The sequence below is a fragment of the Bacillus capparidis genome (assembly GCF_017832095.1).
In the GTDB taxonomy this organism is placed as follows: domain Bacteria; phylum Bacillota; class Bacilli; order Bacillales; family Bacillaceae; genus Bacillus; species Bacillus gobiensis.
In genome coordinates this window covers 279,337-298,154 of record NZ_JAFDST010000004.1, presented here as the reverse complement: position 1 = coordinate 298,154, position 18,818 = coordinate 279,337, and the positions used below count along the sequence as shown (strand labels likewise).

The following is an 18,818-nucleotide window of genomic DNA, read 5'->3' as shown; positions in this document are numbered from 1 at the left end:
GTGTCGAGCAGTTCCTAAAAGATAATTACAAAATGGAGATCATAGCTAACGAGTATATAATCTACGTCCCTTATACAACTGTCGATGCGTTAAAAAAGACAGTGTATGATATTCTCGGTGAATTAGATAGTGAGGCTGATATGAGGAATTGTTTTATTGAAGCAGATGTTTATTGCGATGAATTAGGACTCTCATGGTAATTTCAAGGATTTCTTTTTCATTACCATATTAAATAAGTAAATTACTTTTATTGGAATAAATCCTGCGGACTAGAGCAGCTACCCTGTCACTAGGCCTAATAGTAACATCTAAATCATTAGCTAATTCTATTAAAGTTAGACCCTTTGACTCTCTAAACATCCGAATAATTGATCCTACATACTCTTTCAACCCTGACAAATCAACCACCTCGATCGAGTTATTATAATCATCATACCAAACAATCCCATAAATCAAGTTCAATATTATGATCGATCAAAACAAAAATAAAAAGAAAGTAATAAAAACCCGATTCTTAAATACGTGAGAATCGGGTTTTTATGTGTAAAAATATTTCCTTGACGTGCAATTTTTCTTTTTTTGGTCGTGTCGGGCCTAATATTCTTGCGACGGTGAATTTTTGTTTTCAAAAAGCGAGACCTTCTTGAGACGTTGATAACTCTTACCCTTGTTCACTCGATCGAGGTAAATGTTTGTGGTTGAGATATCAGAGTGACCCACCCATTCTTTCACATCCACCAGTGGTACTTCGTTCTCGAGCATTGTCGTAACGAACGTATGTCGGAACCAATGAGGACTGATCTTTTGGTTCGCCCCAGCGATTCGGACCACCTCTTTAACAATCTTATAGAGGTGATTATAAGTAATTCTCTGACGAGTTTCTTCCTTATTATATAGAGAATAAAATAAGGGGGTCTCATCACGTGGATTGATCTCACTTGAACCTTCCCACATTTCAAGGTATCGTAAGAGCTCCATTTCCGTCTCTACCCGTACAGGAACCTCTCGATGTTTCCTTCCCTTCCCAATGACATCGACCCAAAGTTCACCCTTTCGATAATAGAAACTTCCTTTATTTAAGCTTACGAACTCACTCGCTCGTAAACCTGTAGTATAGAGAAGATAACCCAGCAAAAGGTTTCGCTGTTGGAGATGTCTCCTGTAGGTTTGTGTTCGTACGACCTTAGGAAAATAATCGATGAGATTTTCCGCATCTTCTTGGGTGAGTTCCCGTAGCTGTACACGGTTTTTGTTCTCCTCGTTCAAATAGTGGCCGCGTCTAACGGCTGGTTTATGAATCCATCTGGAAAGAGGGGAGGAGTAATAGCTCGTATCAAACCCAAAATCGAGCAGCCGCCGAAAAAACTCTAATTTTCGGACCGCAGTCTTTGCTGCGTATTTCTCTGTAATGTAATCGTTGTACACTTTTACTTCTGGATACCCGATGTCTCGAAAAGAGAGCTTATGTGTCGAAAGAAAATCCAGAAGGGTTTTCGCATCTCCTCTGTAGGCCCGAATGGTATGCTTCGATAGTTCCTTCCCTTTGATGAAGATCCTGGAATAGAAGAACAACTCAATAAAATCTCGTTCACTAGCATTTGAGAGATTCAAATTTCGGTTCTCATCTAAAAAGTGATTGATTTCTAAATTTTGTATGAAGGTTTGAAGTTCATCACTTTTTTTGGCTTGATTCAAGATTTCCAAATGATTCATGTAACCCTCCCTCTCCATGATCAAGTCGATTGAGTATTTTTTAATAAGTAACTTACTTTATTTCATGAACTTACTTAATTTTGGAATATGTAAATAAAAGGATGGTTATTCAAGATAATGCATCCTTATCTTGACTATTAAAAATAAGTATAAATCACGAACTAACGTTCCGTCAAATGATCTAATGAATTAATTATATTAACTATTAATAAGGTTTAATTTAAAAATCTTTTCATCGCCATCAAAGAGGAGCATCTTAGAAAGTACTCCTCTAGGAAAAAACCTAAGCTCTTACTTTTAAAGACCTCGAGAGGGAATTGATTAAAATTTCTAACTTTTCCCCTAACAAATACCCTAATTTCAAATTTTTATTCTCGCATTCTTGTGTTAAATTGCCGATAATGCTTTCTGACAATTGAAACCCTTGTGGTTGTTTATCCCCCACTACATTGGAAATTTGATCTTGTAGATCTAAGATTGCTGCATAGTTTATAATAACAGTTAAAGACAATCCCGTTTTATCTTTAAAGTCTTTTATATTGTTTATAATCTGCTTGTCTATCAAATAGGTATTAAAAATCAATCGCTGCTTCTTATCGGCTTTGAAGGATTTCCACTGTTCGTTTGTCTTCTTGACAACCTTATTTAGGTGGTAGGAGATGAGAAAATGAAGTTGATGATTATACCTAGGCTTATCATTGTACAAATTAACAACGTAATCTCTAAAATTGATTTGAATACTTTTTGTTCCTTTAAATAAATCAAGATTTGCTTTTGAAGCAGAAAATGAACTCGAATACAGAACTAAATGCAGTATTATAACAGAAGTCAAAGGAGCACCAAGATAATATGCTCTTTGTTTCAATTCCGTTTCAACATTTTCCTCCATAAGAATCCTTAACTTCATGTGGCACATACCTTGGAATTAAGAGCATTTTGCATATCTTCCGCCGTTTCCAGCTGATAATTTTCCAGAATTCGATTCGCTAACTCTACAGATTTTGGATCCCGTTTTGATTTAGCCAGAATGTAAACCTCCCCATTCATTTGTTTCTATTCTATCAATAAAAAAACAAAACTGGGAAGCAAGAGCCGTACGCTCTCACACTTACACAGTTTAGTTTACACTCTCGCCAGTGGATTAAGATTTTTTCATCGAAAACTTTTTTCTATTGATTTTACGGGATACCGCAAATAGGGGTAGAGGGAGCTAAGCTACGATATACCGAAAAGCTTAGTGGGATGGTGTGGTTACTATGCCCTTGAAAAGACAATCTAAATTGAATTTCTTTTTACATACTGCAAACAAAAGCTATCCTATCCTTTAGATGAACAAGTTGGTTGCATACTATAGTCATTTTATACAGAACGGTAATCATAATCTAGCTGCTGTAAAATAAGTTGCTTCTATATTATCTTCTACACTTATTTCTGGTGTAATATTCACGGCTGTACTACTTATAGCAGTTACATCCACACGATCACCCGCTTCCAGCTGAACGATAGTAGAAACGGTTACAGTATTAGGAAGGTTTTGGTTTCCTACTAAATTTGCTGCAAGTCGGTAACCGGTATCAACACCTTTAACAAAGTTGCCATTCAACCGAATATTTGCTCTCGCAAAAAAATTAAGGTTTCTATCATTAAAATTAGTCTGAAATGTAATAGTTGCTTGTATAATGTATACTCCATCAATTGCTGGAATAAATGTAGATGTAGCTGCATCGTATTCATTTGCCAGATCGAATTGTTGATTTGGAAAATTAACTTTTACCGTATTATTAGCTGGTAGGCTTTGATTAACACCAGTAGCTCTAAAAGCCGATCTCCGTTTAATTACACACATATATCATTACCCCTTTTTTACATTTGAGATTTAAGATCCATTGGTGACATATTGCTTATTCTCTAGTACTCTATGAAAAGGAGTTTTAAATTGCACAAGCAAACTACCTAGGGCTTTTTGAAATGGTCTATCTGCTCTAATTTTTAATGATATGAAGAACTACTTTTTTCGTTCAGATAGCCTTTTATTTCCTTATTATTCTTGACCTGTAACTTTAACTTAAGTACATTTCTTCATGGGGTACCGCCAGGGCGATACCCCTCTTAGCAAAATAAGAATATCTAGATAGGTGATTATATGCTAACAGAAGATGAACTAAATTGGATAAGGCATGTTTTAAGTAATTATAAACCTTTTGAAATATCGCCGTCATATTTTTATAAAATGACAACTGAAATTGAACGAAATGGGAATAAAGGAATTGTGAGAAAAGAGTTAGATGAACTAAGAAAAAAAATGATAAAAGTTACTCCACAAGAGTTGCTTGAATTTAGAAATAAAAATGTAAGAGAGAGACGAGGTATTTATAATTTCTCTGGTATTTATATCATACATAATTGTGTAAAAGATATTTATTACGTTGGACAAGCAGAAAGAATATTCGACAGGGCTTATCAGCACTTTGTTATAAATGCAGGAAATGCTGAAATATATAAGGATTATAGTTTAGGGGATGAATTTAGTATTAGTTTAATTCCTTTAGAGAATACATCATTTTCATCGCTAAATGAGTTAGAGGATAATGCAATAAGAGCTTATGATTCATTTAAAAATGGTTATAATAGAATGCCTGGTAATATAATGGATAAACATATTTTCAAAAATGCTGACTACGAAAAAGCTGCGAACTTAATATTAGATAAGATAAAAGGAACAGAAGTTTTTTTAAGCCTTTCAAATAATCGTAAGAGGATGAATTACACCAGCAGTTTATTTTCAGAACTTAAATTACCTCGCAATATACATTTTCTTCTTGGATTTGTTAAGATGATAAAAGAGTATCAAAAGGCTAAGAAATGATCAAAATTTTAATATAAAAAATTGATAATTAAATTCAAAAAAACCATATTTTGATCAATCTTTTTTTCAAAATGATGGTTTTTATTTGCTATTCGGATTAATCAATTGAATGGAAAGAAAGGTACGGAGGTAGTAATAGTGCAAATATTTTCTTTCCTCCTTGGGGTAGTACCAGCGTAGCTGACACCACCCGCAAATTGGGTGGAATTAAATTGGAAATCTATTGATTACTTCGTTATATTCTTGTTGGGCATCTGTAATAGCCAGCTTTGAGTAGACCTCCAAGGATTTTCTGCTTTCATGGCCTGAGTAAGGTTGAATCAAAGCATCATCGATTCCTTGCTTTTTCAACCAAGTTAATAGGAAGTGACGTAGCTTGTGTGGCGACAGGCTTTGGGCAAGCCCTGCTTCTTCTGAGTATTTAGCCAATATTTTACGAACACCTCGATCCGTATATTTCTTCTTCCATGAGGATTCAAACAAATAGATCGCATGCTTTTTCCTCATAGAATCAGCGTGCATAGCGAGCGTCTCTTTAAATGAATGAGGAAAAGGAACAATACGGTCCTTGCTTCCTTTTCCTTTGTTAATGCGGATCTGGCAGTAGTTGAAATCTACATCGATTAGCTGAATATTGATTAATTCACTTACCCGAACACCCGTATATAGTAATGTTTTGACAATCATCATATCTTGAAAGTTTTTCGCCTTCCAGACCACATCGTAGTAACGTTTTAGTTCTTCTTCTGTTGGTGAGTATCGGAACTTATCACTTGAAATTAGTATATATAAGTTGTACATTTTAGACAATATAAGTCTCACAAAGCTCAATGTTCCATTTACAAAATCAAAAACGGAACTTCATTAAATGAAGGTTCCTAAGCTAACGGGTACAATAGTTGAATAAACGCCGCGTGAACTAGTCCTTTAGGGGGACTGGTTTTTCAGTACAAGAGATTAGTTATGTTTTGAACTTATCATTAAGTTCCCCCGGTAAGATATGATTTTCTTACAAAACCCTTAAAACCGAGGGACGAAGAACGATAGATCGAGGCCGCTAGCGATACCTTCGCCTGCGCGACGGCCGCTTGCTGAAAACCTCTCCGACCAGCTGAGTACGGCGCTTCTCACTACAGGTGGCCACACCCGTACTGGCCTCTTATTAGTTCTTCCTTTTGATTGAGGTGATCACACGTGATATACTTAAATACTGAACGGTTTCGTCTTTTTCGAAGAAACAAGTTCTGAGAAAATAAACATTTGAGATTGGTCAGGTGAAAGAAATGATACCAGCACGTTCTTCCGCACGCCAGCGCTTACTGGATGTGGCTTCCGATTTGTTTTATCGTGAGGGCATCCGTTCAATTAGTATGGATACAATTGTTGAGCGATCTGGTGTAAGTAAGGCAACTCTTTATCGACATTTTCCAACCAAAGATGATTTAATTATGGCATATCTTAAGGAAGTCGATGATCACATTTGGCAACATTTTGATAAGGCTATCACTCAGCATGAAGGATCGCCAAAAGCACAGTTGATGGCATTGATTGACGCCACGATTGAATTATTAACGCCTGAATATTACCGGGGTTGTCCCTTTTTGAATGCATTTACAGAATTCTCTGAAGAAAATCATCCTGCGCACAAGTTTTCGTTAGAATACAATCGTACATTACGATCGCTATTGTCTCGTCTGAGCCAGCAGGCGGGTGTAAGTGATGATGGTTGGACAGATCAGATTCTGATGGTGATCAATGGAGCTTATTCTTCAATCCCGGTTCTAGGATTGGAGGGCTCTGCAGTCCAACTCAAAACAATTACAACATATCTGATTGACCTACATCTTCCGAATGTTCATGAGAAGCTTTAAACATTCATAATCAAGACTTTTCTTAACACCAATTTGAATTGCCCCTTTTGAATTTCATTGGAATAACACTTGGTTATTTTAATGCGATTCTGTTGGGGCAATTTTGATTTTCAGGAGTATACCAACAGGGCTAGTGAAATTTCTAGGAGTAAATTCGTCCGTGATACGAAAAACTTTTTACGAATCCCATTGACATAAGACTAAACGGTGTAGTATCTTATCTGGTGTACGATACTGTTTAGTCTTATTTATTTTTAATCTACATAGTTCTAGCAGCAATGTGACGAACGCAGGACAGGAGGTTTAGGGCCTAACTCTTTTTCGTTACGTGTGTCCATAGTTGGTGGAGTGAAGAAAATTGAACTTAGCACAAGGAGGAAATAGTATGAGTAATGTTACAGTTATCGGTTTGGGTCCAATGGGTACAGCAATTGCCCAAACTTTGATTCAAAACGGTAAAAGCGTTACAGTCTGGAATCGATCAAGTGAGAAAGCTAAAAAACTAATTCAACAAGGCGCCATTTTAGCATCTAGTGTAGCGAGTGCGGTAAGCGCGAGTCCTGTGGTTATCATTTGTGTCAGCAACTACGATACTACGTATAAGATTTTGGATACTGACGAGGTTTTCTCAACTCTGGCTGATCGAGGCATCGTTCAGATGAGCACAGGTACACCCCAAGAAGCACGAGACAATGAAGCATGGGCACATGAGAGAGGTGCTAAATATCTAGATGGTGCCATCTTAGCAACTCCTAGCCAAATGGGGAAAGCGGATACCCCTATTTTTGTATCGGGTGCTAAAGATGCATTCCAGCAAAATGAAGAAGTTCTTAAGATTCTCGCGGGAAATGTAAGTTTTATGGGTGAGCAGGTAGGAGCTGCTGCTGCGTGGGATTTAGCTGTGCTTTCAAATATGTTTGGTTCAATGACAGGTTTCTTTCATGGTGCAAGAATCTTTGAATCGGAGGGAATTCCAGTCGATTCTCTAGGATCAATGATTGCGAATATCTCACCTATTCTAGGACAGATGGTTAAGTATGAGAGTGAGGTTATTCAAAAAGAAGATTATAAGAATCCTCAAAGTGCTATCGATATGTGTATGAAAACAATCAAATTATTTATGGAACAAGCTCATGAAGCTGGAATTAACAATGAATTTCCAACGTTCGCCATGGGGATTTTTCAGAAGGCCTTGGACATGGGCTACGGAAACGAGGAACTCGGCGCCCTCATCAAGGTACTACGGTAAATCGGCTGAAGTGGCGTCAAAAGAACAAGAAACTCAACGTGCGAACTGTCAGAGCAGTAGGCTTATCTCAACCATGACAAGGCTGCCAATTCAATTGGCAGCTTTGCTTCGTTAACGGAGAACGATAGTTGATCAAATTATAATTACCCATAAAAAAGAACTCTCGAAATCAGAAATCAGAGGATTCTTTACATTTATATCCATACGTTTGCGGGTGGTGTCAGCTACGCTGGTACTACCCCATTTAAAGGAGCTAAAAAAGCTTGGCAAGTTCAACTAAAGACGGATATTTACTAACAGGTAAAGACTGAAACATATTTCTTGTCTGTTCAAAAGCTTCATTAACCTCTAATCCTTGTATTTTAGCTATATGAACCTGTATCATTTCATCTCTTACAAAAAATTCTCTTAGCGTATGTTTTCCTTCTTTTTGCAATCCCGAACCAAGGGTGTGTCGGCTCCCGTTCGAGCAATTGACGAAATCCAAGAGCAGAAGCACAAAGATGGGCTTGTTTGTCCGCATTGCAAAACCCATTCTGTCGTTCGTTTTGGGAAGTACGCCGTAAAAACACGTGCTGGAGAGGTTAAACGTCAGCGTTACCGCTGTAAATCCTGTCGCCAAACCTTTAATGACCTTACAAACACACCTCTTCAACGAACGAGAAGACCTCATGTGTGGGTTCGTTTTATTGAATGCATGATTGAGGGCTATTCGCTGAGAAAATGTGCCGAGCAATTAAACGACGAAGCCACACATATGTCACCTTGTTTTACTGGCGACATAAGATACTTGCTGCCCTGAAACAGATTCCAACCGAATCATTCCAAGGTATCGTTGAAATGGACGAGACCTACTTTCTGTACTCGGAAAAGGGCAAGTGGAACATCACCGAACGCAAGCCACGTAAACGAGGCGGAAAAGCCAAATATCGTGGCATAAGCAAGGACCAAGTATGTGTCCTCGTTGCCCGTGACCGTCAGAAAATGACGTACTCTGGCGTTCTTGGGCGCGGTCGCATTCGGACAACGAAATTAGATGAGGCGATTGGCGGTTATCTATCGGATTCAAACGTGCTTTGCACGGATTCCTGGCGGGCATTCAGCTCCTATGCGAATGCAAAGGGCTTGGCTCATTACTGATTTAAGTCCGACGGAAAACAACGTGTCAAAGGCGTTTACCATATCCAAAACGTAAACAGCTATCACAGCCGCTTGAAGAAATGGATGGACCGCTTCAATGGTGTTGCAACCAAATATTTGCAAAATTATTTGGCTTGGTTCCGTTATATAGACAACAAGGAATATGAGAATACCTCATCGAATAAGAAAAATATGTTGGTCAAATCGTGCCTGTTTACTGTCACCGACACGAACACAAAGCTTCGGCTTTCTGCTTATTCTTGTTAAGCTAACGGGCAGGTTTGGGATTAGCAATCCATAAGAAACAACCCAAGTTGAATTATGCTAAAATGTAGTAAATGTATAATGTAGATATCCCTCATGAACAAAGGAGAACTGAAAATGAGAAAACTCGTTCTATTTCTGCACGCATCGCTTGACGGTTTTGTAGAAGGGCCGAATGGTGAAATGGACATTGGCTGGGTTTCCTACGATGCTGATTTGGAGAAACACGCGAAAGAAATTCTGAGTACTGCCGACACTGTCATTTGGGGGCGTGGGACTTATCAGATGATGCACAGTTACTGGCCATCTGTGCCTTCGAAACGTTCCGGTAAAAGGTAAAAACCTTCCGTTTTTTGACAAGGAAGGTTTTATTGAAATAAATATGCCTGACTAGAACAGTCACGATTAATCGTTAGCGTAATTAAACCCCTGATTATAAGCTTGGTCTAACAAACTTTTAATATGTTCAGGATCTCTCTTTAACGTTTCATATAAAAATTCAACTTTTGAATTTTCAATTCCCGCATAGTTAGCTAAACTTATATTTTGAAAATGTTCGATCATCTTATCGTATCCTCTTTTTGCTAATTGTTCAGGCGATGCTCCTGCTAAAATCAGCCACAGTACACGCCCGTGATGCAGTTTGCTCGTTCCATATGCAAACCCATAGTTCCACACCCGCTCGATATACCCCATTAGCATGGCAGGCATACTGTACCACCAGAGTGGATAAATATAAGCTAATGCATCATGTTCCTTCATGCGTGCGATTTCCCTCTCTACCTCTGGAGAGAATGTTTGGTTTTTCTTTAACCAATCTGGCTCGTCAGCCTCCCACAATACAGGGTCAAAACCAATGCGATGTAAGTCCAATATTTCTGTCTCATGTCCTGCGTCTTTTAAACCTTGCTCAAAACGCTTTGCAACTGCAAAGGTTAAAGAATCCTGCCTTGGGTGTGAAACGACTGTCAGCACTTTCATTCCTATTCGCCTTCTTTCAATCCATTTATTATTTACTTAGACCTACCCGGCATCTACTAAAACATTTTTTTCATCAAAATAAGAAGAGGAAAACATCAGCATCTATCCGTTGGTTTAATCCGTTTTACAAACTTTTTTCCATGGTTATGACGCAGCGGCGGTTTTTACATATTTCCACATGCATTTCCTGCCGATGCTAAACAGCATTGACTTTACTTAATCGAATGGGTTGAAATCTTGACGCCGAATTGTTCTAAACGTGAAATTGCTGCATCTGGGTTCACAAGCGTTTCAGGCAAATGCAATCCGCCGGCAGCAGGCTCCTGCCCGCCTAGACCAAAAATGCGCTCAATTCCAACCAATACGCCAATTCCAACAAGGTGCGCTTGACCCTTTGGATCAGATACAACGATTCGATGTTTGGCAGTGTCTCCATCTTGCAGTGTTCCCTCGATGTCGATATAGGTATCATGGGATGGATTATCCCCAGCTATTGTCCCGATTGAGTCGCCCTGTACGTAATCCCAACGGATACTAGCCGCATTAGTAATCGCTGCGAGACTGGGTACATCAAGTAAAGATACTGGAAAACCATTCAATACAAGGTCTTTTGTTATCTGGACTTTCCTCACATACATGGCAGGATCCACCCAGATCCATTTTCCGTTCTCAAGCAGAAGTGTACGTTCAGTCAATCCTGAACTGTCTTCATAATCACTTTGGTTCATTGGGCCCAGCAGATCAAGATCATCGTAAACACCAGCTATTTCGATTGAGTTTATCTGACTGAATTTATCTGCAGCCTTTTTGGCGATTAATGTAATGACACCAGCATCTTGATGAGCCAACAAAACAATTGGACGCTTTAGAGACGATTGCAGCCCTTTAAATAAAATGGGTACAATTTCATCTGCCATTTCGGAGAGACCAATATGAGCAATGTTGTGCTCAATAGCAGCGCGACTAAGGATATCAAACGGGTCCTTCAAGGCGGCTACAATGAGATCAAACTGATCGAATCGAATTGCTTCTAATGATTGAGGATTTGTCAAATCGAGATAGATGGTTCTTGCACCGCCCAGTTCTTGTGCGAGAGATTCCCCATTCTCCGGGTTTCTCCCCGCCAGAATTAGTTCGACATCCTTGTATATTTTTCTAATATTCCGAGCAATGTTGGTACCGATAACTCCATATCCACCTGCGATTAAAATGCGTGATTTCATGTTAATTTCCTCCTGGTCATTTGTAGTCCAAAACTGAATACAACCTTTATATTGGGTATACCAAACACATTTGGTTTGCAAATTCTTGAACAAAAAGATCTTTACTTAGCTGCAGGGATCATGCCTATTTTTCTTTAACACCTCGCCAGCTTACTTCCAACATTCCCAAACCGATTACCGTCACAGGTGTGCGACTCACTCACTGATGATTTACTCTGATTGTATACTTTCTCATTTTGGTTATTTCTCTTCAATGTAAATGCCCCTTTCTGATGTTGTTGACTACAGTCTAAAGAATGACACTAGTGTTAATGTCAATAAAAAGGGGTTAAAAAATGCTTTAATCAAATAAATTGCTTGTTCATTGCCAAAACAAAAGTCGAGCAACAATCAAGAAGTTTCAAAACATCATCACACTTATTCCAGAATATACGAAAGGGCGCTTTTCCGGAGTAACGAAAAAAACCCAATTTCTCAATTTTAATGCTGAGAAATTGGGTTTTTTTATATTTACTTATAGGCTTAGTGACAGGGTTCCTGCTGTAGACCGCAAAGTAAAATTGAAGAAATAATAAAACACGCCTATTTTTTTATTTCTTCAAGCTTTCTTCTGTTGACTGCTCTATATAAGGAACCTTGAGATATTCCAGTTGCTGAGACTATCTCCTTTATAGAATATTCTTTACTATCATACATCCGTAGCGCAACAGCAAGCTATTTTTGGTAACTGCTAATCTTAATAAAATCAAAGGACAGCAGGGCGATGGGGGGACATTGCAAAAACACTGGTTTTTGGTAATAGCGTGTATAAACATAGCATTACGTTATTCAGCAATCGCCATATAGCGGAACAACACTTTTAAAGAAAATAGATAATTTATGTTAATGTTTAATAGGGGTAGAGAGAGCTAAACTACGAATACCGCAAGGTAAATTACAAATAATGTATACAAATAAACCTTGCTGGATTTCAACGAGGTTTTTCGTTAGCTCTCTTTGGTTTATTTTTCGATATAAGGTCATTCGGGAAATTCAGGCTTTTTCAGTCGCTCCATCATTTTATTAGTGCTAAAAGTGAAATCTATCTTGACAAATTTATAACAACTGGAATACAATATAATCGAATGACAGTCAGTACTTACTGTCTATCAGAAAGGATGAAAGTATGAGCAGCAGTAATAATTTAAGCAACGATGATAAGCTGCTGTTGGCAGCGATTGATCTAATGGCGGAGAAAGGCTACAATGGTGTATCTACCCAGGAAATCGCTACTGTGGCAGGTTTGAGTGAAAAAACGCTGTTTCGCCGATTTGGAAGCAAACAAAACCTTCTCGAAACGGCGTTTGACCGTTTTCATTATGCCGATGAGATAACAAAACTTTTTAACGAAAAGCTCGTATGGGATTTGCAAACAGATTTGCTCCTGATCAGTCGAACATATCATGAAATTATGAATCGTAACCGGAAAATGATTATGATCAGCCTCAAGGAGGAAGGTAATTTACCCGGGTTTAGAGAAAGAACACAAAAACATCCTCGACAATTGCTAGAAATTTTGACCAATTACTTTATGGCTATGTACGAAAAAGGAAAGCTGATTCGAACGGACCCAGAGCTACAGGCGTTGTCGTTCATGATGCTGAATTTCGGGGCTTTTATGAACAACCTGGATTCCAATGATAACTTTCCAACCGTGTCCCTAGAGGCATTTATAATGAAGAGTGTGCAAACATTCACTAGGGCTTTAACTCCCTAGTTTTTTCACCAACAACATGACAGTCAGCACAGACAGTCATTTATCTTTTTTAAATAGTACTTAAATGAAGGGTGGTTATGGAGAATGGAAAAGGAGGTATCTCAACAAACAGGAGAGAAATTAATGCGTATTGTGATGTTCACACTTGTCCTTTCAGCAATGAGCGTATTGATGTTCAACTTCGTACTTCCCGAAATTAGTATAGCGTTTGATCTTACTACTGCTCAGGTAAGCTGGGTCACTTCATCGTATGCTTTGATTTACGGGATAGGAACGGTCATTTACGGAAAGCTGGCAGACCGATACAAGCTCAAAAATTTGCTAACGTTTGGATTGTTATTTTTTGCTTTCGGTTCACTGATTGGCCTCGCCTCCCAAACTTTCTGGATGTTGCTTGTCGGAAGGTGCTTGCAGGCAGTAGGAGCTGCTGCTATCCCAGCAACAGCTATGATTATTCCATTGCGCTATTTTCCTCCTGAGCAGAGAGGTTCAGCTATGGGTACAGCGTTCGTAGGTTTGGCTCTTGGCAGTGCTCTTGGTCCAGTTATTTCTGCATTAATTGTAAGTGTCGCGCATTGGCGCTGGTTATTCTGTATCCCTCTCTTCATTTTAATTACGTTGCCCTTTTATCGTAAAAATTTGGGGGAAGAGCAGGGGGATCCCGGTAAACTTGACTGGGTTGGTGGTGGTTTTCTGGCTATTACATTAACCTTGCTTCTTCTTGGCGTTACGAGTGGAACGTGGTGGTTTACTATTGGCGGATTACTTGCTTTAGCGCTGTTCATAGCACGAATTCGTTCCGTTTCCGATCCGTTTGTTCAACCTGGGCTTTTTACAAATAAGAGCTATACTCTCAGACTAACGATAGCTTTTCTAATAAGCGGAATTGGTTTTTCCCTTTATTTTCTTAGTCCATTGCTTTTGGCTCATGTACATCAGTTGCCACCTAGCTGGATCGGTTTTGCGATGGTTCCTGCTGCAGTAGCCTCGGCAATACTTGGGAAAAAAGGTGGTAAACTAGCAGACTTGAAAGGGAATTCGTATCTCTACTTTGTTGCATCTGGATTGTTATTGACCTGTTTTATTTTACTTTCAACCTTCACTGGAATATCTCCAGTATTCATTGCTATCTTTTTGATTTTCGGTAATGTCGGGCAAACCTTTATGATGATTGCTATGTCCAATTCAATCTCTATGACCTTGCCAAAGGAACAGGATGGAGTGGGAATGGGACTTTTATCGATGCTGAATTTCATTGCAGGAGGAATGGCTTCAGGGGTTTACAGTAAGGTGGTGGATCTTGGCTCTGATGTTCATTGGAACCCGGCAAATATCTATCCAAACGGTATCATTTACAGCAATATATTTCTCGTTCTAGCTGCTTTGCATTTAGGCATTCTGTTGTTTTACTATTTTCAGTTTGGCAGAGCAAAGAGAAAAAGCATCCAGTTAGAAGGCTGAAGTTAGTTTAGATTAAGTTTCACTATTACTCATATTTGGAGGAGATTAAAATGACAACAACTTTATTTGTTAAAGCGAACAATCGTCAAGGATCTGTTACTGGGAAATTATATGATGCATTTTTGGAAAGCTATAGAGCATCCCATCCAAATGATTCGGTGACTGAACTCGATTTGTATAAAGAAACATTGCCTTATTTAGGTGATGTTATGATTAGTGGAAATTTCAAATCGTCTCAGGGAATGGAACTCACACTGGAAGAGAAGGCGGTACATGATATTGTTACTAAGCATCTAGAACAGTTTATCGCAACTGATAAATTGGTCATTGCTTTTCCACTTTGGAACTTAACTGTTCCTGCCGTTCTACACTCCTATCTGGATTATATGCATCACCCGCGTAAAACATTTAAGTATACAGCTGAAGGCTTAGTAGGTCTATTACCTGATAAGAAAGTGGCTTTATTGAACGCAAGAGGCGGGGTATACGCAGAAGGGGATTCTTCTGAAATGGCTGTAAGTTTTGTTAAGAATCATTTGAACGTTTTTGGTATTACAGACATTACAACGATAGTTATTGAAGGGCACAATCAATTTCCTGACCAAAGTGAAGCTATTATTGAGGAAGGTTTTCGGAAAGCATCTCAAGCTGCAAAAACATTTTGACATTTGTTTTAATCAGTACGCTATATCAATACAAAACTAATTGTTTATAAACATTTTTAAGAAAGGGTGAGGCGAATGTTACTTGAATCATTAAGACAGGAGCTTCTTAGCTGGAATGGTGTTAGCGAGCATCCACATCGGTTTGGAGGAGTGGAATTTCGCTATAAAAATAAAGAATTAGGTCATTTGCATGGCGAAAACCTTGTTGACTTTCCTTTTCCTAAATTGGTTAGAGATGAACTCATTCAAGCAAGACTAGCGGACCCACATCATGTTCTTCCCAATTCGGGCTGGGTAAGTTTTTGGATCAAAGGGGAGCAAGATATTCCTCATTTATTAAAGTTGTTCAAAATGCAATATGACAGAATCACTAAAAAGTGAGCTTATTATTTTAGGAGCCACTTCTGCAACTTATTCTTATCTCATTGTTATTCTGCAATCGGGCGCTTTTCTGGAGGAAGGATTGAGCTCTTGTTCATTACAGAAAACCAGCTAATATCTGACGGGATATTAGCTGGTTTTCTCTCTAATCAAAATCATGAAAACTATGATACTTTCAACTTAATAGGTATTCGCTGATCCATATCGAGTTCAAAAGTTCCATATGGATTGACGTGATGATAAAATAAAGGTGTTAATCCTCTAAAATCTTCCGGGGTCATTTTCTTCAACCAATATTGATTGTTGTCATAAAGTACTTCTTGTACCATTAAGGTATTCATATAGACTAAGCAATTTTGCAGCAATTGAAGTGATAAGGCAGCTACTTCTTGATCTTCTATTGCATTGGAACGCATTTCACTGTTTTTTCCATAAAAAATATAGGTATTGACTGAGTTCCATTGTTCTACTGTATTTAATCCTTCATGGATTTCTCTACGAATCTCGTCATAGTGTAAATAGTCACATAAAAAGATCGTTTTAATGGCTTTCCCTAATTCACATAAAGCCAGATAGGTTGGATGTTTCGTATCCCTAGTAAATCGCTTTAAAATGGCTTCTGCTGATGCGGTTCCTAATCGTAAGGCAGTTGCGTACTTAATGATTTGTTCATACTGTTGACGGATAAGATCCCAATTAATCGGTCTACTTAGAACCGGTTGAAGGTGAAGATATTCCTCATTCATGCCAGCTTCTGGACGATATAACTTTTGAGAACCTATATTTTTGAAGCGTGGCATCAGTTTAAAACCAAGCAGATGACAAAAAGCAAAAGCAACCACACTTTGCCCGTGTGTATCAACATAATTTCGATCAATTTCCATATCTGTGCAGTGACGAAGGACCCCTTCTATCATCGTAGCCACTTCGGAAGAAAGACAGGACTTAAGCTGAGAATAAATACATGCCGATTTTCGATCTGTATGCCAATAGAGCATAACCCCCTGCCTCTTATAACGAGGATGCCATTCGGAAAGCAGGTTCTGATCCCAAGATCCAAAATGTTTTGAATCGGAAGCACATGCAGTAGTAGCTTCTCCCCATACTTCTTTCTGTCGATGGTAGATAATATGATTGGTAACCTCTGCATTGGCTTTTCGTAAATGATCTAAATGAATAAATTTTTGGCGTATATACCGAAGTTCCCGATAACTATCTAGGTGGTTTCCAGCTGAAACGGCTTTTAAACCTGTGTTCGTTCCTAATCCAAATAAACTTAAAAGAAGCCGTCTCTGGATGGTTTCTCGATCTAAAATCTCGCGATCGGCTGTAGTCTTAAAGTGCTTGGTAAATTCCGTGTGAAAATCTGTTTCTTTTAGTAAATCCAATAGGTTGATGTCGGACCAACGGTTCTTAATCTCCTGTTTTATCCTCGTCACATGTGGGGGTTCGGGTTGCTTTTCAAGTGGAGTGACTCGAATCCATCCCTTGTTATTTCTAGTAGTAATCGCGACTTTTTCGTTACTTTGAACCTCTAACCCTTGATTTAGTAATTGGAGCTTATCTTTCATCAACTGTATAATATCTTCGATAAAAGTCTCTACATCAAGTGGTGCTTTCAGTGCTTGAAAATATTCTTCCTTGTGCTCTTCAAAATCTTGAGGGAGATCTTTCTGGGTTTCGATATCGATCAGCGCCCTCAATCCAAATTTCTTTACAACGAAGTCGAGTACGAAGCGATTGGATCACTGCAATTTCATAATTGAACGATTCACTCTCTCTATGCCTTTGCTGTCTGTCTCGATAATGACATCTTTCCATTTGGGCTGAATTACGCCTTCAATAGGAACTTCATCTCCAGCAGCGAAATAACGTTGCCCACTTTCTCCATATTCTCGAATGAGTTGAATGGCTTCAATCACAGGTTGATGAAATTTATTGTTGGACCGAAAGGTAAGATTCATTAAAATATTAGAGAAAGCATGTCGATAATATCCACGATAAGAGGCATGCATCTTTGTATAGATTTTTTCTTTGTATTCCCGATTATTTTTTGTCATATCTTTTATAATATTTTGAATCGTGGAAGGACTGACAATAGGGAATAGAGTATCTTGAATAACGCCTTCTGGATAATCTACCGTCGCTTTTAATAAGTTGACAATATGTTTATTTTTCCCTTGGACTCTTTCTAATTCCTTTACTGCTTCTTTTCGGGTTGTATACTTGGCCTTATTTCCGAACTTAAGGGTAATTTCATCCAATAAATCAGCTAAATAATCAATGACTTCCCCATGACGATGCGAAAATAAGATGGCAAGTAGGGTATAGCGAATGGGTGCTGGGTGTGCACGCATTTCCGTTACGGTCTCCGTAGCTGCACGAAGTCGATATTTCTTTACTAATTTCGGAGTCAAATGATGAAATAATCCTGGAGGAATGTGTAGATGCTTGATCGCTAATAGTTTTTGAACTTCCATTTCCATGGTGCTTACACTTGGTTTACGAGGAGAAGATAAAAGGTGCCGAAAAGTTAAAATGTCAGATTCCATTTTCTCATGAAACTCTTCTTCAAAACCTTCTTCCGAGTGCTCATCCACATGAGATTCCAGTAATGCATCTAATCGAGAACAAGTCCTGGGAGACAGCTGATGATAAGTCGATTGATATAAATTCTTTTCAAAAGTGTCAATGGCAGAATCAATCATCCGATTCAAGCTTCCAATCGAAGGAGGTTCGACTTTCCACTTACGAAATAAGCTATATGACTGATTTTTTAAGTAGTCGATATCATGAGTAAACTGAACTTGTCCGTGCAACCACTCTGTCAAAAGTTCGTTATCTTTTGCTGTAAGTTCTCGAAAACCGAAGAATTCTCGAATTTGTTTTCGATGATAAGTAAAGTTTCTTTCATCTGCACCCCAACGATATTCCTCAAAGAGCGCTGAAGCTACCCCCAATTGCTGTGCCATGAATTCAACTACCACTTTGGGAATATCTTGTTTCTTAGAAGGAAATCTAGCCTCTTGTTGAAAGTACTTTAATAATACTGCAAATCCTAAACGACTTGCCCCAGTTTTATTACCAATCAGTTTTCTTTCAATTGGTACTACTACAAAATGTTCTAGCAACTCATCTTCATTCCAATTTCGTTTCATAAATATCCATCCCCTAATATTAGAATAATCACTATTTTGAGTGTAATCTATTGATTAGAGGATTAGAAACTATACTTTGCGGTCTAGAGC

The 18,818-nt window shown here is 38.5% G+C and carries 14 protein-coding genes and 4 pseudogenes; 10 read left to right on the top strand and 8 right to left on the bottom strand.

Annotation, left to right across the window (positions count from 1 at the left end):
* Positions 1-32 precede the first annotated feature (32 nt).
* Positions 33-200 carry a hypothetical protein gene (locus JOC74_RS24180; RefSeq protein ID WP_312883837.1) on the top strand — a complete coding sequence of 56 codons (168 nt, stop codon included), beginning with the start codon at positions 33-35 and terminating at the stop codon, positions 198-200.
* Positions 201-594: 394 nt separating this feature from the next.
* Here JOC74_RS24180 and JOC74_RS17085 read toward each other — a convergent pair whose 3' ends face one another.
* From JOC74_RS17085 to JOC74_RS17075, 3 genes are all read right to left on the bottom strand, one after another.
* Positions 595-1,713: a tyrosine-type recombinase/integrase gene (locus JOC74_RS17085; protein ID WP_053605774.1), complete on the bottom strand. Its 1,119-nt coding sequence runs from the start codon at positions 1,711-1,713 to the stop codon at positions 595-597.
* Positions 1,714-1,996: 283 nt separating this feature from the next.
* Entirely contained in the window at positions 1,997-2,602 is a 606-nt protein-coding gene (locus JOC74_RS17080) for a hypothetical protein (RefSeq protein WP_211086236.1), read from the bottom strand.
* 486 nt (positions 2,603-3,088) lie between these two features.
* Complete coding sequence (locus JOC74_RS17075; RefSeq protein WP_053605776.1) at positions 3,089-3,559, bottom strand: hypothetical protein; 471 nt, start codon at positions 3,557-3,559, stop codon at positions 3,089-3,091.
* Positions 3,560-3,856: 297 nt separating this feature from the next.
* Here JOC74_RS17075 and JOC74_RS17070 point away from each other — a divergent pair, with 297 nt between their 5' ends.
* Complete coding sequence (locus JOC74_RS17070; protein ID WP_098945275.1) at positions 3,857-4,579, top strand: GIY-YIG nuclease family protein; 723 nt, start codon at positions 3,857-3,859, stop codon at positions 4,577-4,579.
* A gap of 207 nt (positions 4,580-4,786) precedes the next feature.
* Here the strand turns inward: JOC74_RS17070 and JOC74_RS17065 are convergent, their stop codons facing one another.
* Complete coding sequence (locus JOC74_RS17065) at positions 4,787-5,401, bottom strand: tyrosine-type recombinase/integrase (protein ID WP_312883836.1); 615 nt, start codon at positions 5,399-5,401, stop codon at positions 4,787-4,789.
* Positions 5,402-5,862: 461 nt separating this feature from the next.
* On the opposite strand from JOC74_RS17065, the gene JOC74_RS17060 reads away from it, so the two are divergent.
* From JOC74_RS17060 to JOC74_RS17045, 4 genes and pseudogenes are all read left to right on the top strand, one after another.
* Positions 5,863-6,450 carry a TetR/AcrR family transcriptional regulator gene (locus JOC74_RS17060; RefSeq protein ID WP_053605778.1) on the top strand — a complete coding sequence of 196 codons (588 nt, stop codon included), beginning with the start codon at positions 5,863-5,865 and terminating at the stop codon, positions 6,448-6,450.
* A 385-nt stretch (positions 6,451-6,835) separates the two neighbouring features.
* Entirely contained in the window at positions 6,836-7,699 is an 864-nt protein-coding gene (locus JOC74_RS17055; RefSeq protein ID WP_053605779.1) for an NAD(P)-dependent oxidoreductase, read from the top strand.
* 415 nt (positions 7,700-8,114) lie between these two features.
* Positions 8,115-9,106: pseudogene (locus JOC74_RS17050) on the top strand (IS1595 family transposase).
* Positions 9,107-9,220: 114 nt separating this feature from the next.
* Positions 9,221-9,439 (top strand): annotated as a pseudogene (locus JOC74_RS17045) (dihydrofolate reductase family protein); the annotation flags it as partial.
* A 69-nt stretch (positions 9,440-9,508) separates the two neighbouring features.
* Here JOC74_RS17045 and JOC74_RS17040 read toward each other — a convergent pair.
* The 3 genes and pseudogenes from JOC74_RS17040 to JOC74_RS23665 form a co-directional block, all read right to left on the bottom strand.
* Positions 9,509-10,084, bottom strand: a complete 576-nt coding sequence (locus JOC74_RS17040; RefSeq protein ID WP_053605781.1) for an NAD(P)H oxidoreductase — start codon at positions 10,082-10,084, stop codon at positions 9,509-9,511.
* A 212-nt stretch (positions 10,085-10,296) separates the two neighbouring features.
* Complete coding sequence (locus JOC74_RS17035; RefSeq protein ID WP_211086235.1) at positions 10,297-11,307, bottom strand: NAD-binding protein; 1,011 nt, start codon at positions 11,305-11,307, stop codon at positions 10,297-10,299.
* Between the two features lie 582 nt (positions 11,308-11,889).
* A pseudogene (locus JOC74_RS23665) lies at positions 11,890-12,021 on the bottom strand (recombinase family protein); the annotation flags it as partial.
* A 451-nt stretch (positions 12,022-12,472) separates the two neighbouring features.
* On the opposite strand from JOC74_RS23665, the gene JOC74_RS17030 reads away from it, so the two are divergent.
* The 4 genes from JOC74_RS17030 (at position 12,473) to JOC74_RS17015 (ending at position 15,570) form a co-directional block, all read left to right on the top strand.
* Positions 12,473-13,063 (top strand): TetR/AcrR family transcriptional regulator, encoded by a 591-nt coding sequence (locus tag JOC74_RS17030; protein ID WP_053605784.1) that lies wholly within the window; start codon positions 12,473-12,475, stop codon positions 13,061-13,063.
* An 84-nt stretch (positions 13,064-13,147) separates the two neighbouring features.
* Positions 13,148-14,524 carry an MFS transporter gene (locus JOC74_RS17025; RefSeq protein ID WP_053605785.1) on the top strand — a complete coding sequence of 459 codons (1,377 nt, stop codon included), beginning with the start codon at positions 13,148-13,150 and terminating at the stop codon, positions 14,522-14,524.
* A 50-nt stretch (positions 14,525-14,574) separates the two neighbouring features.
* On the top strand, positions 14,575-15,189 hold the full coding sequence (locus tag JOC74_RS17020; RefSeq protein ID WP_053605786.1) for an FMN-dependent NADH-azoreductase: 615 nt from the start codon (positions 14,575-14,577) through the stop codon (positions 15,187-15,189).
* A gap of 75 nt (positions 15,190-15,264) precedes the next feature.
* On the top strand, positions 15,265-15,570 hold the full coding sequence (locus JOC74_RS17015) for a luciferase domain-containing protein (protein ID WP_053605787.1): 306 nt from the start codon (positions 15,265-15,267) through the stop codon (positions 15,568-15,570).
* A 164-nt stretch (positions 15,571-15,734) separates the two neighbouring features.
* Here the strand turns inward: JOC74_RS17015 and JOC74_RS17010 are convergent.
* Positions 15,735-18,728 (bottom strand): annotated as a pseudogene (locus JOC74_RS17010) (Tn3 family transposase).
* Positions 18,729-18,818 lie beyond the last annotated feature (90 nt).